Here is a 14,477-nt window from a genome sequence, read left to right on the forward strand (position 1 = left end):
AACCGAAGTTTTAATGTAAGTATAATTCCGAATGTTATTTCTTATTGCTGTCTTCTGTTTTTTCTTCGGTTTTCCGATCTCCGGTATTCAGAAGTTCCGTCATGAATTCCGTAACGGACGGGCCTTTGGTATCGATAAACGGCGCAGGGCGGCAGACGGCGATGGCCGCAATGCCGATGCGTGACGTCAAAAGGCCGTTGATGACACCTTCGCCAAGCCGTGCGGACAGGCGGGCGGCAAGACCGTGGCCGAGAACCTGAGAGGCAAGGCTGTCGCCGGCTGCCATGCCGCCGGTGAGCGCCAGGTGGGTGGCGATTTGGCGGGCCAACCGCAGAAAGCCGAGCGTGCCCGGCCGGCCGCCGTAAAGGGCCGCGACCCGGCGGATGGTGCGCATGTTCTCGATCAGGACGGCAAGCAGATCGATGAGGGCGCGCGGGCTGACGGCCGTGACCAGCGAGACCCTTTTGGCGCTGTTCATGACGATGCGTTTGGCTTCCAAGTCGAGCGGCCTCAGGAGATCGCGCTCGGCGAGCACCACCAGGTCGCGGCCGTCGATGATTTCGCGCATATGCCCGGTGAGCTGCTTGCGCCCGCGGGCCGTCTCCGGACGGTCCTGATAGAGCGCCATCAACTCCTTCAGGTGATGACCGGCTGCGCGCGCGTCATCTTCCTCGGCAGCCTTTGCGAGTGCGGCGCGCAGGTGGTCGATCTTGCCCAGGCGCAGCAGGCCCAGAAGCTCGCGCAGGATAAAGCCGGCGAGGCCAAGAGCAGCCAGGGTTGCGAGTCCGATGCCTGCCCAGCCGAGCCATTCGGTCTTTGAAAACAGGTCGCGGATCAGCGCATCGACGGCAAGGCCGGCAGCCAGGCTGACCAGGCCGCCGAAACCGATGGCGATCCACTTGCCGAAGCCGAAAGCCGATTTCGGCGAACTCGCCGTTGCCGGCAGGCGCGGGGTTTCGGTTTCTTCTTCAAGGGCAGCAATCAACGCTTCGTCGTTGTCCGGGACGGCCGCGGGATCTTCCGTGAGCCGGACGTTCCGGTCGTCCAGGCGAAAGGCGGTGGGTTTGCGCCCGGAGCGCGGGGAGGCGGAGGATGTCGATGAAGTGTCGGTCACGCGAGACGGTCTCCGAGAAGGAATTCAAGGGCCCGGTCGAGGCGGATGTGCGGCAGGGACAAGGTCATGCCTTCGGCTGTGGTGTCGAGCTTCGGCGGCCGGAAGCGCAGATACTGAAGGGTTGAATCAACGCCTTCATGTTGTGAATCAAAATGTACCTGTCCTTGTGCTTCAGGATCCTGCGAGCCTGATTCAAGTCCTGCAAAGACAGAGTCAGGATCTTCCGGCAAGTCGCCGGGAAACATGGCAATTTCCGTGTTGCCGTCATAGCTCTCGCCGCTCACGGTTTCACCGGGCAGGGGTGTGCCCAGAATGGCCGGCAGCTCTTCGCCCTTGTGCTTGACCGTGGCTTCACGCGTTGCGCGAACCGCCGCCATGGCCAGCACCTCGACCTCCGCGCCCTTGAAGCGGGCATGTTCGATGCCGCGCGCCACCAGCCGTTCCAGGATCGCCTCGAGCCGGTCGTGGTCCTCCCGGTGCAGGTGATCGGCCTTGGTGGCGGCAAACAGGATCCGGTCGATACGCCGGCTCAGGATGGACGCCAGCCAGCTTCTGCGGCCTGGCCGGAATGCCTTCAGGACTTCGCCCAGCGCGACCTCCAGATCGTTCATCGCCGATGGACCTGCGTTCAGGGCATGAAGGACATCGACCAGCACGATCTGCCGGTCGAGGCGCGCGAAATGCTCGCGGAAGAAGGGGCGGACGACGTGGGATTTATAGGCCTCGTACCGCCGCTCCATCATGGCGCGAAAGGTGCCGTTGCGCGCGGGCGGCGCGTCGGCGGGTATATCGAGGGGGGCAAATGTCAGCGCAGGCGACCCGTCCAGATCGCCTGGCATGAGAAACCGTCCCGGCGGCAGCATGGACAGGGCATGGGCGTCATTCCGGCAGGCGGCGAGATAGCGCTTGAAGGCCTCCGACAGCTTCTGCGCGTCGGATTCCTTTTCCGCTCCGTCCGGGTCCGTTTCGCCAAGCATCGACAGCCATGGGGCAGCGATTTTCGCCCGGCCCGGAGCACGGGCCAGGCGAAGGGCCTCGGCGGAGAATTCCGCGTAGGACTTGGACAGGAGGGGCAGGTCGAGCAGCCATTCGCCGGGATAGTCTATCAGGTCGAGATGCAACTTGCCCCGGCCGAACTTGCGCGAGAAGTAGGAGGCGCTTTCGAATTCGAGTGTCAGGCGCAGTTCGGAAACCTGCCGGGTCGACTGGGGCCAAAGCCGCTCGTTGACGAGGGCTGCGACGTGACTTTCGTAGTCGAACCTGGGGACCGCATCGTCCGGCTGGGGTTGCAGTCTCGCCCTGGAAAGACGTCCTCCCGCAGCGGCCCGGAAGACCGGCAGCCGGCCCCCGTGAATAAGATTGTGCACCAGCGCGGTGATGAAGACGGTCTTGCCGGAACGGGCCAGGCCCGTTACGCCAAGGCGCAGGCTCGGAACGGCCAGATCCCCCGCCGTGTCGGCCAGGTTGGCAAGGGTCAGGCGGGCTTCTTCTGTGAGCGACTGAAGTCGTGTCAATGCAATATCTCCGCCGCAGATGTAGGCGTGCCCCTGGCCGTTCGCAATCAGGCGAACATGGAAAATGCCCTTATGCGTCAGGAATTTCGAGATCGCGGGGTTTGACAAACCGGTCCAGATGCCCGTTTTCCGGTTTCAGCTTCGCCCAGGTATCGATTTCGAAATCAAGAATGGCGAGGGCGCCGGTCGGAAATTTCAGACCCATGTCCTCAATGGCTTCTTCCGGGCCGGAGCCGACCAGCGACAGGGCGGTTTCTTCGATTGCCGGATTGTGACCGATCAGCAGAAGGTTGCGGGCGGAGCCGCCGTCCTTTCGCAGGATCGGCATATAGGTGTCTTCGTTCTGGTAATAGAGATCCGCCTGGACCCGGATATCATATTCACCGTCCAGAAAAGGCAGCAGATGCGCCAGGGTTTCGCGGGTTCTCTGGGCACTCGAACACAGGATCAGGTCCGGCAGGAGATCCTGTGCGGCGAAATAGGCGGCCATCGTCCCGGCCGCGGCGCGACCGCGCGCATTCAGCGGCCTGTCGATGTCGTCCAGGGAGGAAGCTCCCCAATCCGATTTGGCATGTCTGAGCAGCATGAGCCGAAGCACGTGTGTCCTCCCGTTGTCCGGGAGGAGATTATGGGAAGCGCTTCAAAAGGGCCAGCGGGTCAGATCAATTCAGTTCTGACGGTTGAGTGTCTCGGTAAAGGCCGCCACCGCAGGCCCGATGATGGTTTCCTGGCCAGGCAGGGAATAAGTGAGCCACAAGGTGTAGTCTGCTTTTTTGCCCGAATAGTGCCAGAGGGTTTCGCACTGGGTTGCCTGGGTCCAGTCCCTGGTCACGAAGGAGATGCCGCTGTGGGCCACGCCGGTCAGCGTGATTTCCCGGAATCCGGCTGCCTTGAAGTTCATCATGTATTTCCGGGCTTCGACGGTTCCGGTTCCCAAAAGGTGCTGACGAAGGACGGCGGTCATGCCGTCCTCTCCCGAATAGATGCACCCGGCCATGCGGTCGGAATCGGCGCCAAGGACCTTGGAACGCAGGAAACCTCCCACGACATCGGGACAGCGCATGCCGGAAAAATGTCTCAGGCCTTCAAAGTCGCTGACCCAGCCGTCCTCATCTTCCTGGGCGTTTGCAACGCCGGGGAAGGCCGTCAGCAGCATGCAGAACATCATCACGACGGCGGCAGCTGGAACCCTTGCCCGGAAAAGCGGATTTCCAAACATGCCGGCCGCCCCGTCGTCAGGTCCGTTCCCGCCGCGCCATGAAGGCCAGGCGTTCGAACAGATGCACGTCCTGTTCGTTCTTCAAAAGCGCGCCATGCAGCGGAGGGATGAGCTTGCCGGTATCGCCCTGGCGCAGGGTTTCGGGGTCCACATCCTCATTGAGCAGGAGCTTGATCCAGTCGATCAGTTCCGAAGTCGACGGTTTCTTCTTCAGTCCCGGAACATCGCGCACGTCATAGAAGAGGGTCAGGGCCTCGCGCAGCAGGCGCTGCTTCAGCCCGGGGAAATGTACTTCGACGATTTCCGTCATGGTTTCCCGATCGGGGAACTTGATGAAGTGGAAGAAGCAGCGGCGCAAAAAGGCATCCGGCAGGTCTTTTTCGTTGTTGGAGGTGATGATCACGACCGGTCGCTGGTTGGCCTTTACGACCTCTCCGGTCTCGTAGACGAAGAACTCCATCCGGTCGAGCTCGAGAAGCAGGTCGTTGGGAAACTCGATGTCCGCCTTGTCGATCTCGTCGATCAGCAGGACCGGGCGGACCGGGGCAGTGAAGGCCTCCCAGAGTTTTCCCTTGCGGATGTAGTTGTTGATGTCCTTGACGCGCTCGTCGCCGAGCTGGCTGTCGCGCAGGCGGGAGACGGCGTCATATTCATAAAGGCCCTGCTGCGCCTTGGTGGTCGATTTCACATGCCACTCGATCAGCGGAGCGCCAAGCGCCTGGGCGACCTGCTGGGCGAGCACGGTCTTTCCCGTTCCCGGTTCGCCCTTCACAAGCAGGGGACGTTCAAGCGCGACGGCCGCATTCACGGCAACGCGCAGGTCTTCGGTGGCTATGTAGCTGTCGGTACCTTCAAAACGCATCAGCATGTCCATCGTTGATTTGGTGTGGGAACAGTATGCGCCGGATGAAACCCGCGCAAGCGGGCCTTTTCAACAGGGAAAGACGGCTCCGCACATGGCCGGAATTGCCGTGTCTGCCGGGAAGAAATTGCCGATTTCGCCAATTGTGCCGGGTCGGAAGATTTCCGTCCGTATCTGATGTTTTTCCATAAACATCTGAATCATCGAGATTATTTCCATCTGGAAGCATTGTGGCACGCAGTTTGCGGATGATGTGCCGAACAACTGGGCGCATGCCCTTATAGCTTGATGAGGAAGTAAAATGGGTATCTACGGGGCTATCAATTCGGCAGTGTCCGGCCTCACGGCGCAGGCGCAGGCCTTGGAAAATATTTCCGGTAACGTCTCGAACTCGCAAACGACAGGTTACAAGCGCCTGGATACGAGTTTTTCCGATCTCGTGGCGGGTGGCGGAACCCGGCAGGCGGATCAGGTGTCCGGCACCACCTATGCAACATCTCGTGCGACCAACACGGTGCAGGGCGATATCTCTGCTTCCGATGTCGATACATACATGGCCATCAGCGGTGACGGCTATTTCGTCGTGACCTCTGCGGCCGATGTGGTTGACGGCCAGACGACGTTCCAGGATGCCTCCTACTATACGCGCGCCGGTGATTTCGAGCTGGACGACAGCAATTATATGGTCAACGCATCCGGATACTACCTGAAGGGGTTCAAGCTCGATCCCACGACCGGGAACGCGGTCGGCGATGCTCCGAGCGTTATCCAGATCAGCGATCAGCCACTGGCGGCATCGGCAACGACCCTGATCGACTATCAGGCGAACCTGCCGCGTGTTCCCGATACCACAGACTATGACGACTCTGACGAAGATACCGCGCTCCTGGGTGCTGCTCTGGCCGGCGCAAACATTTCGTCGGCCAACGAAAGCACATTCCTGGATCAGTCCATCACCGGCGGTTCGACGACGGTCTATAACCAGAACGGTACCGCGATGAACGTGGAGGTCCGCTGGGCCAAGACGTTGAACGCAGATGCGGGTGTCCCGCAGGACGATACCTGGGCGCTCTATGTCAGCAGTGGCGGCAACGATCCGGCGTGGCTGGAAGTCGGGACTGTCAACTTCACCAGTTCCGGCGTCATGCAGACCCTGACCGCTGGCGCCAACGGTACGGTGAATACCGGCGGGAACGGGTTTGATATCGCCACGCTGACCGTCGGTGATGTTACTGCAAGCAACATCGAATTCTCTCTCGCCGGCGGGTCTCTGACCCAGTTCTCCGATCCCACGGGTGTCGCGACCTCCGTTGCCGTCGATCAGGATGGCTACGCCGCCGGGGAACTGGAAGGCATCTCGATCGATGAATCCGGTCGGATCAACGCCAGCTATTCGAACAACCAGACCCGGAGTCTTTACCGGATCCCGCTTGCCACATTCGATGCCGAACAGAATCTGAAACGGGTCGATGGTGCCGCCTTCGCGGCGACGCCGGACTCCGGCGAGGCGGATCTGACCGGTGGCGGCACGATCAGCGCGAAGTCGCTTGAGCTGTCCAACGCCGATATCGCTTCGGAGTTTTCCAAACTTATTGTCACGCAGCAGGCCTATTCGGCGAACTCGCGTGTCGTGACTTCCGCCCAGGGCATGCTCGACGATGCCCTGAACATGATCCGTTAACGCCAACAAGCGCTTTGGCGGAGCCTGAGGGTTCCGCCGGAAGTTCCTGAGTATCGATTGTAAAGGGGCGCAGTCATGGGTCTTACATCCGCCTTGAATACGGCGCGGTTCGGTATCGACTACAATCAGAAACAGATTGAAGTCACCGCCGCGAATATCGCGAATGCGGACAAGGTCGGCTATACGGCCAAGACGGTCTCCGTCGATGTGTTCTTCGACGGCCAGGGCAACGTTTCCGGCATTCAATCGACGCAGGTCACCCGGATCATCGATGAGCGGATCCAGGCTGCCTATTTCGGCTCTCTCGCCGAAACCAACTATGCCTACCAGGTTGCGGACTACACCGGCCGGCTCGACGAAATCATCGGGACCATCGACGACGGTTCCAGCATGACGTCGCTTGCGACCGAAATGTCGAACAAGCTGTCGGCGCTGGTGAACGATCCGAGCAGCTACGCCGCCCAGCAGGAAGTCATCTCGGTCGCCCAGGGCTTCGCCCGGGAACTGAATTCTTCCTATGCCGAAATCAACGAAATGCGCCAGCAGGCCGATGACGCGCTCGCGCAGCAGGCGGATAAGTTGGGCGACCTGCTGCAAAACATGGAAGACATTGACGAAGCGCTCGGCGAAGCCCGCGCCGCAGGCCTTTCGACCGCCGATCTGCTCGACGAACGCGACCGCTATATCGAACAGCTTTCGGGCCTGGTCGAAATCAAGATCACTGACCAGGGGGAGGGCAACCTCCTGATCCGGACCGCGAACGGGCAGCAGCTTTACGCGAACGGCAAGGCATCCACCGTTGCGTTCAACGCGACCGCGGCCCTGCAGCCCGGCAAGACAGGCGGGACGATCGCCGTTACCACGCCTGGCGGCACGACGTTCGACCTTCTGCAAAACATCGATTCGGGCAGCATTGGCGCCCTTGCCGAAATCCGCGATGAAATCCTCGTGGAGGCCCAGGCGCAACTGGACACGATCGCAGCCGAAGTGTCCCTCGCATTTTCGAATGTTACGGTGGACAGCACGGCGACGACTGTTGGTCTGGAGAGCGGATATACGCTCGATCTGTCGGCCCTGCAGGCAGGCAACACGGTTTCCCTGACCTATCAGGACACCGCAGGAGATACCCACGAAGTCACTTTTGTCGCGGTAGACGACGCGACATTGCTGCCATTGGACAACTCCGCCACCGCCCGGGCGGATGACACCGTCTACGGGATCGATATCTCAAGCGGAAACACCGCCAACTACGTGACCCAGATCATTGCCGCGCTGGGTGGAACCAACCTGAACGTCAGCGATGACGGATCGGGCAATCTGCAGGTCCTGGGCGACACTGGCACGAATACGGTCGTCGACAGCCTGACGGCCGATGTCACCGTAACCGCTTCGACGGACCAGGGGCTTGGGCTGGCGCTGTTTGTCGACAAGACGGGAGGGGTCAATGCCTTTACCGATGCCCTGGAGGAGGGCGGCCAAAGGGTCGGTTACGCCTGGGGGATCGCGGTCAATCCGACCCTGTTGGCCGACAGCTCACAGCTGGTGACGTATCAGACCACGCCGTCGACGAATTCGCCGAACGATCCGTCGCGGGCACAATATCTGCTTAATGCCCTGACCAATGACAAGGTTGCCTTCGATTCCGGAGCTGGAATCGGAAATGCGGCGAGCCCTTACGAGGGCAGCGTGATGCAATACATCAACCAGGTGACGGCCTATCAGGGCAACCAGGCGGAAGATGCCCAAACCTACAGCAATGCCCGGGAAACGGTCACGACCAATTTCGCCTCCCGCTATGAGGAGAGCTACTCGGTCGATGTCGATTCCGAACTGGCCTTTCTGATCGAACTTCAGAACGCTTATGCGGCCAGTGCACGGGTGATGCAGACGGTCAACGAGCTCTACGAAACCCTGCTGAACAGCATATAGGTGCGTCATGTCTGTTGGTACTCTGGTAACGTCGCGATCATATCTGTCTAAACAGCTGACGAGCATCCACCGGGCGCTCACCGAAAAGTCGACCCAATTGTCGACCGGCAAGGTGTCGAGCACCTATGGAGGGGTGGGAGACAATCGTCTCCTCGACCTGCAGCTCACACAGAAGGTCGGTCAGATCGATTCCTACCAGGAAACGATCACCCGTGCGAACCTGCACCTCAAAACCCTGAACCTGACCCTGGACCGTCTGGAAAGTCTGCGACTGGATGCGAAATCGGCATACGATCCCAATGATTTCGAGCTGGAAGCCGACGGCCAGACGCAGACGCAGTCGACCGCCGAACTGCTGTTGCACGAAACCGTCAACCTGCTCAATACCGAGGTTGCCGGGTACTATCTTTTCGGTGGCACCGATACGACCAACAATCCGGTGGCGGATATCGACGCGATCATGAACGGATCCGGGGCACTTGCCGGTTTTCGCACGGTTTCGGACGAATATGTTCAGGCCAACCTTGGTGCGAACAACAACGGCCGTCTGGATATTTCGGCGCTGACGACCAACTATGCCGGCCTGATCCCGACGGATTCCACCTTCACGATCGCCGAAGACGGGGCTCATGATTTCGGTTTCGATATCTCGTTGGTTACCAGCGGCCTGAGCAATACGACCATCACGGGTCCGGGCGGCGGCGATCCGGACAGTTTCGACGTGACCCTGACCGGTCAGCCGAACCAGGGCGAAACCATCTCGATCGAGTTCACCCTGCCGCCCAATCATACCGACACCTATACCCTGGAATTGACGGCAGCAGACGGCCAGGCCGGCGAGAACCAGTTCCTGATCGGCGCGGATCTTGAGGAAACGACCCAGAACCTCCGCGACGCGATCTCTACCGCGCTGGAGGAAGAAGCGCAGACCAACCTGAAAGCGATCGCCAATCAGTGGGCCGCCGACGAGTTTTTCGACACTTATAACGGTGGAACCACAATGCGGGTCGATGGGCCGCCCTACGACACGGCAACCGGTGTGGTTGACGGCAGCGCGACTACGGTTGCCTGGTATACCGGCGAAAACTCCGTCACCACCAATCCGCGTGAAGACAAAAGAGCTGTCATCGACGCCAATCTGACGCTCAACTACGGTGCGCGCGCCAACGAGCAGGGCATCACGGACCTGATGAAGTCGCTGGCCACCTTTGTGGCGGCTGATTTCTCCGGCGGAACCGCGACCGATGAAAAGTATTACAATACGCTCTCGCAGAACATGCGGACCGTCATTTCGCCGAATGCGGACAGCCAGTCGGGTATTTCGAACATTGCGACCGATGTCGCCATTGCCTACCGGACCCTGGAGATGACGGAAGACCGCCATACGCAGATGAAGTCCAGCTATCTGACGACCGTCGGGGAAATCGAAGGGGTGGACAAAGACACCCTTGCGATGGAAATCCTGCAGCTTCAGACCAATCTGGAGACGTCCTACCGGGCCTCTTCGATCGTGTTCCAGTTGAGTCTGGTCAACTATATCTAAGGCACGCCGCCGCAGCGGGACCGGCGCGCCAAACATTAAAAAACCGGGGCATCGGATGCCCCGGTTTTTTTTGTCGATCCTGTCGGATGATTATTCGGGCCGGGCCCGCAACCCTTCAGCGATGCTGCGGTTGATGGAAATCATCACATTGAGCTTTTCAGGCTCGGGATTGGCGAGAACATTCATGGTCTGCTTGAAGATGAAAACCGCAAGCGAAGCGAGATTGTTCTTGATGTCCTGGGGAAGTTCGCTTTCCGCACCCGTTGCCGAGGTGACCAGGACGGTCCAGAGCTTGCGATTATAGGCGAGGGCTTCGTCCTTTTCCGCAAAAGACGTCTCGTCCCATTCGTCCTTAATCAGTTGAAGTCGGGCGGCCGCCTTCATCAGAAGGTTCGCTTCCAGTTCCCTCGGTGACACCGCCACCTGACTCGTCTTCTGGTAAGCCTGCGCTGCCTGTTTGTACATGGCCTATCAGCGTCCTCTCGTACTCAATAAGCTTACGTGCTTCTTTCAGTGCTTTATAGAAGGCGCCGGTTAGGATTGAATTACTGATCCTGGTTATATAAGGGATCGTACTCGGTGCGGCCTTCACAATGTCATTCACGAGAGTGAAGTAATTCTCCTGAATCTTCTCCACTGCATTTGACAGATACATGAGCTGAACCGCCAGATAGACGCGTTTAGCAGGAGTATCCGCGGTGGCCGGCGTGAGAATGTCCTTTTCCCTGAGGATTGGCGCCTGGCCTTCGATAAAAAGTCGGGTCCGCTGATTATCATTGGTAATCACGCTGTCACCAATAATAATGCGTTCGCCCGGTTTCAGCTCGACCTTGAGCGCCATTCCGTGACCTCCAGCCAAAAGTATGGCGTTGAAACGTTAACCAAAAGGTAAATTGCTGCCAGCAAAACCTTAATGTCTTTAACCTTGTTGATCAGCCGAAGAGGCTCAGGACGCTCTGCTGCGCCTGGTTGGCGAGCGAGAGGGCCGTCGAGGACAGCTGCTGGCGTGTCTGAAGTGCCAGCATGTTCGCGCCTTCCTCGTTCATGTCCGCGATTGTCAGGTTACCGGCCCCGACCTCAAGCGTGTTGATCAACTCTTCCGTGAAATCGGTTCTGATCTGGACCGTCGACAGACTTGCGCCAAAGGAACTGGCCGATGATCGAAGCTCGTCGAGCGCGGCATTGATCGCCTGCAGCGCCCGCTCGATATCCGTGTCGTCCTTGAAGCCGGAGTCCGTCGCGGTCAGGTTGACCGTCCCGTCGGTCGTTCCAAGGGCACCGATATTGAAGTCCGAATTGGTGCTTGTGATCTTGAAGGAGACTTCGCCGATCAGGCTGATGCTGCCGGCGGAAAACGACCCGTCCAGGCCCTTGACCGTGTTGATCAGCTTCATGAGATCGTCGACGGTCGTATTCGCATCGATTTCAATCGATGCGGCCTCGAAGCCGTTTCCGTCTGCGAGATAAAGAATGTCACCGGCTTCGAAGCTGCCCGAGCTGATCAGGGTGGCGGTCGAGCTCATGGCGGTGGTCAGCAGCGTGGTTGGAGAGACGGTCGCCGTCACACCGCCATCGGTTATCGCACCGCCGCCGGTCGCATCCTTCGCAATGCTCAGGGTAACGCCGGTGCCGAGACCCGAAATGATGCTGATCTGGTCGGTGTCCTCGTCGAAGGAGGCTTTCAGTCCGCCCAGTTCATCGATCGCGTTAACGTAATCCTGAACTGTCGTCAGCGTGACCCCGACTGTGTAGGTTTTGGTCGTCGTGCCATCGGAGATGGAGATGATGTTACCGGTGGCCCAGTTGGCCATGTCGGTGAGGTTGGACGAGGCCTGCAGACCTGTCAGGTCGAGGACCGTCGAACCTGAGGCGACGGCAAAGGAGGACGTCGCTCCGGCCCCTTCCGCCAGATCCTGCAGGTTGAGACCGGTTTCCAGGGTGGTATCGGTGAAGTCCACCGGCTCGACGGTCAGGTTCGAGGAGCTGTTCTCGTTGAAGATAACTTCCAGGGCGTTGCCGATCCCGGCCAGAAGGTTCTTGCCCTTGTAGTCGGAATCCCGGGCAAGGTCTTCGATCTGCTCCAGCACGTTGTTGTACTGCTTGGCATAGACCTTGCGCTGGTATTCGCTCTGGGTCTGAAGCGCCTGGTTGGCGATCGCCTTTGCGGATTCAACGAGCTTGGTGACGCCGTTGATACCGTCTTCGGCCGCCCGGATCGTTTGAACCGCCTGGCCCATGTTGTCCAGGAGGTTGCTGAGATCGCTGGCCCGGGAGTTCAGGGACGCTGCGGTGAAGTAGGAGTTCGGGTTGTCGAGGGCCGAATTGACCTTCAGCCCGGTAGCCAGCCGGTTCTGGGTGGTAGACTGCAGCTTGGCAGTGCTTTTCAGCGACAGAAGATTATCCCGAACAGCACTGGAAAGGACAATATCGCTCATGTGGGCTCACCGCGTTCATTCAAGACACTTCAGGAATAACCTTCGCAGGGAAGGTAGTTTGTCCAGAGTGTAAATGGAAAGTTAACGGGCGATGCACCTGTTAATGTTTTGGAAACAGAAGTTACCAAAAGCTTTCTTTTAAGTGATTGAGAATGCAGAATATTTTTTGAAGGCTAAAAATGGCCGTCAGAGCCGTAAACGTAAAAACGGCGGGATTTCTCCCGCCGTTCCTGGTTGTCAGCTTGTGAGTCGTGCGTCTGACTGATTCTACGCCGCCTAGAAGAGCGACAGCACTGTCTGGTCCGCCTGCGACGCGAAGGACAGTGATGTGGAGGCGAGCTGCTGGCGGGTCTGAAGCGCCAGAAGGTTCGCGCCTTCCTCGTTGGTATCTGCCAGGGTCAGCTTGCCGGCACCTTCCTGGAGCGTGTTGATCAGGGACTTGGTGTAGTCCTGCCTGATCTCGACGGTCGACAGGTTTGTGCCGAATTCGGAGGCCTGGGATCTGAGGTTCGACAAGGCGTTATTCAGCCGGTCGACCACCTTGTTGATCGCGTTGTCCGTCGCGAAGCCGGAGTCCGACAAGGCGGCGATCGTGACCCCGTCGGCATCCGCGGTGAAGTCTACGGCGTTGAAGTCGGTGTTGGTACTGGTCAACCCGAGGTCGGTTTCACTTGTGAGTGCGAGCTTACCGGTGGTTGTATTGAAGCTTGCCGTCACGCCGTTGAAATCGTTCAGGAAGTCCTTGAGATCTTCAATGGTGGTGTCATCTTCGATTTCCAGCGAACCGAGTTCGTAGTTGTTGCCGTCCGTCAGGGTGATGACGTCGCCCACGGCGTAGGAGCCGGAGCCGGACAGGGGGGTCGTGAGCGTTGTGAAGGCGGTTGCATTGACCGCCGTCAGCTGGCCGGTTGTTGAAGCACTGCTGGAAATATACAGATCGTCATTGGAGATGACCGTAAGCTCGCCTGTTGCTTCATCGAATTCGGCCCGTACCCCTGCGATGCCGTCGATATGATCAATCAGATCCTGAACGGTAGCGCCAGCCGTAACTGCAAAGTCATACGCGCCAATCTGGGATGTCGTGGAATAGCCGGCCGTATCGAAGAAGGTAATGGTGTTCGTTGTCGACAGGCCCATGTTACTGGCCAGTAGCGAACTGGAGTTCAGGGTCGGGCCGTTGGTCGACTCCTTGAGCACGAACGAGTTTTTCCCGCCTTCGAGCTGGAAGGAGGTGGCGCCGCCCTGGCCTTCGGCAAGGTCCGAAAGGTTGAGGCCGGTGGAAAGCGCTGCGTCGGTGTAGTCGACCGCGGAAATCTTCAGCTTGGACGTGGCGTCTTCGTTGAAGATCGTGGTGAGATCGTTGCCGTCGCCGCCGAGCAGGTTCTTGCCCTTGTAGGAGGAGTCCTTGGCGACGTCCTCGATCTGCTTCAGCAGGTTGTTGTACTGAGCCGTGTAGGTCTTGCGTTCGTACTGGCTCTGGGTCTGCAGCGCCTGGTTGGCTTTCGCCTTGGCGGTTTCGACCAGATCCGTAATCGTCTGGATGCCTTCGTCGGCCGCTTTCAGGGTCTGGAGCGACTGCCCCATGTCATCGAGCAGGGTCGAGAGGTCGTTCGCGCGGCTGCTGAGGCCGGACGCGGTAAAGAAGGAATTCGGATTATCGAGGGCCGAATTCACCTTCAGCCCGGTCGCCAGCTTGTTCTGGACGCCTGACATCAGGTCAGCTGTTGTTTGGAGCGTGAGGAGATTCTGCCTGACGGCAGCCGACAGGGTAATGTTGTCAGCCATCTGTGTGTCCCTTTCCTGGGTCCCATGTTCTACTGCTCTTCCTGAGCAGGTTGCTTAGGATCATGGTTTGTTAACCCTAATCAATGGTTAACTCGTCGCAATTTACGGTTAACGGACGGTTAACGCGTTGAAACTGAAGCAGGTTCTGGGAAAGGGGGGAGGCAAAGGTGCGAACGCGGACGCCGCGGAATTCGGCGGAAAATACCTATAAAAAAACGGCGAGCAAATTGCCCGCCGCTTCTGATTTTTTCGACTGCCTTAAGTGGCTTAGAAGAGCCGCAGGACGTTCTGGTCGGCCTGGGCAGCCAGGGACAGCGAGGTGGAGGCGAGGGACTGCTGGGTCTGGAGAGCCAGCAGGTTCGCGCCTTCCTCGTTGGTGTCGGCCAGCGTCAGCT

General features: G+C 59.0%; 13 protein-coding genes. 3 read left to right on the forward strand and 10 right to left on the reverse strand.

What is annotated here, in order from left to right:
- Window positions 1-34 precede the first annotated feature (34 nt).
- The 5 genes from ACN0SO_RS10795 to ACN0SO_RS10815 all read right to left on the reverse strand — a co-directional run bounded on the left by ACN0SO_RS10795 (window position 35) and on the right by ACN0SO_RS10815 (window position 4,709).
- Complete coding sequence (locus ACN0SO_RS10795; RefSeq protein WP_417677432.1) at window positions 35-1,114, reverse strand: YcjF family protein; 1,080 nt, start codon at window positions 1,112-1,114, stop codon at window positions 35-37.
- Window positions 1,111-2,628, reverse strand: a complete 1,518-nt coding sequence (locus ACN0SO_RS10800) for a YcjX family protein (RefSeq protein WP_417677434.1) — start codon at window positions 2,626-2,628, stop codon at window positions 1,111-1,113. Before ACN0SO_RS10800 ends, ACN0SO_RS10795 begins: the two co-directional genes overlap by 4 nt.
- A gap of 70 nt (window positions 2,629-2,698) precedes the next feature.
- Entirely contained in the window at window positions 2,699-3,226 is a 528-nt protein-coding gene (locus ACN0SO_RS10805) for a SixA phosphatase family protein (RefSeq protein WP_417677436.1), read from the reverse strand.
- Window positions 3,227-3,295: 69 nt separating this feature from the next.
- On the reverse strand, window positions 3,296-3,847 hold the full coding sequence (locus ACN0SO_RS10810) for a hypothetical protein (protein ID WP_417677438.1): 552 nt from the start codon (window positions 3,845-3,847) through the stop codon (window positions 3,296-3,298).
- Window positions 3,848-3,863: 16 nt separating this feature from the next.
- Entirely contained in the window at window positions 3,864-4,709 is an 846-nt protein-coding gene (locus ACN0SO_RS10815; RefSeq protein WP_417677440.1) for an AAA family ATPase, read from the reverse strand.
- 301 nt (window positions 4,710-5,010) lie between these two features.
- Here ACN0SO_RS10815 and ACN0SO_RS10820 point away from each other — a divergent pair, with 301 nt between their 5' ends.
- From ACN0SO_RS10820 to ACN0SO_RS10830, 3 genes are all read left to right on the forward strand, one after another.
- Window positions 5,011-6,390: a flagellar hook protein FlgE gene (locus ACN0SO_RS10820; protein WP_417677442.1), complete on the forward strand. Its 1,380-nt coding sequence runs from the start codon at window positions 5,011-5,013 to the stop codon at window positions 6,388-6,390.
- Between the two features lie 75 nt (window positions 6,391-6,465).
- Window positions 6,466-8,319 (forward strand): flagellar hook-associated protein FlgK, encoded by a 1,854-nt coding sequence (locus ACN0SO_RS10825; protein WP_417677444.1) that lies wholly within the window; start codon window positions 6,466-6,468, stop codon window positions 8,317-8,319.
- 7 nt (window positions 8,320-8,326) lie between these two features.
- Window positions 8,327-9,862, forward strand: coding sequence for a flagellar protein (locus ACN0SO_RS10830; RefSeq protein WP_417677446.1), 1,536 nt, complete (start codon window positions 8,327-8,329; stop codon window positions 9,860-9,862).
- Window positions 9,863-9,952: 90 nt separating this feature from the next.
- Here the strand turns inward: ACN0SO_RS10830 and flaF are convergent, their stop codons facing one another.
- The 5 genes from flaF to ACN0SO_RS10855 all read right to left on the reverse strand — a co-directional run.
- Window positions 9,953-10,327 carry a flagellar biosynthesis regulator FlaF gene (gene flaF / locus ACN0SO_RS10835; RefSeq protein ID WP_417677448.1) on the reverse strand — a complete coding sequence of 125 codons (375 nt, stop codon included), beginning with the start codon at window positions 10,325-10,327 and terminating at the stop codon, window positions 9,953-9,955.
- Entirely contained in the window at window positions 10,215-10,703 is a 489-nt protein-coding gene (gene flbT / locus ACN0SO_RS10840; protein WP_417677450.1) for a flagellar biosynthesis repressor FlbT, read from the reverse strand. Before flbT ends, flaF begins: the two co-directional genes overlap by 113 nt.
- Before the next feature lie 91 nt (window positions 10,704-10,794).
- On the reverse strand, window positions 10,795-12,297 hold the full coding sequence (locus ACN0SO_RS10845) for a flagellin (RefSeq protein WP_417677452.1): 1,503 nt from the start codon (window positions 12,295-12,297) through the stop codon (window positions 10,795-10,797).
- Window positions 12,298-12,573: 276 nt separating this feature from the next.
- Window positions 12,574-14,082 carry a flagellin gene (locus tag ACN0SO_RS10850; protein WP_417677454.1) on the reverse strand — a complete coding sequence of 503 codons (1,509 nt, stop codon included), beginning with the start codon at window positions 14,080-14,082 and terminating at the stop codon, window positions 12,574-12,576.
- Between the two features lie 267 nt (window positions 14,083-14,349).
- Window positions 14,350-14,477 (reverse strand): flagellin (locus ACN0SO_RS10855; RefSeq protein ID WP_417677482.1); only part of this gene is annotated, 128 nt, incomplete at its 5' end.

It is taken from the genome of Roseibium sp. (genome assembly GCF_048260565.1).
Taxonomy (GTDB): Bacteria; Pseudomonadota; Alphaproteobacteria; order Rhizobiales; family Stappiaceae; genus Roseibium.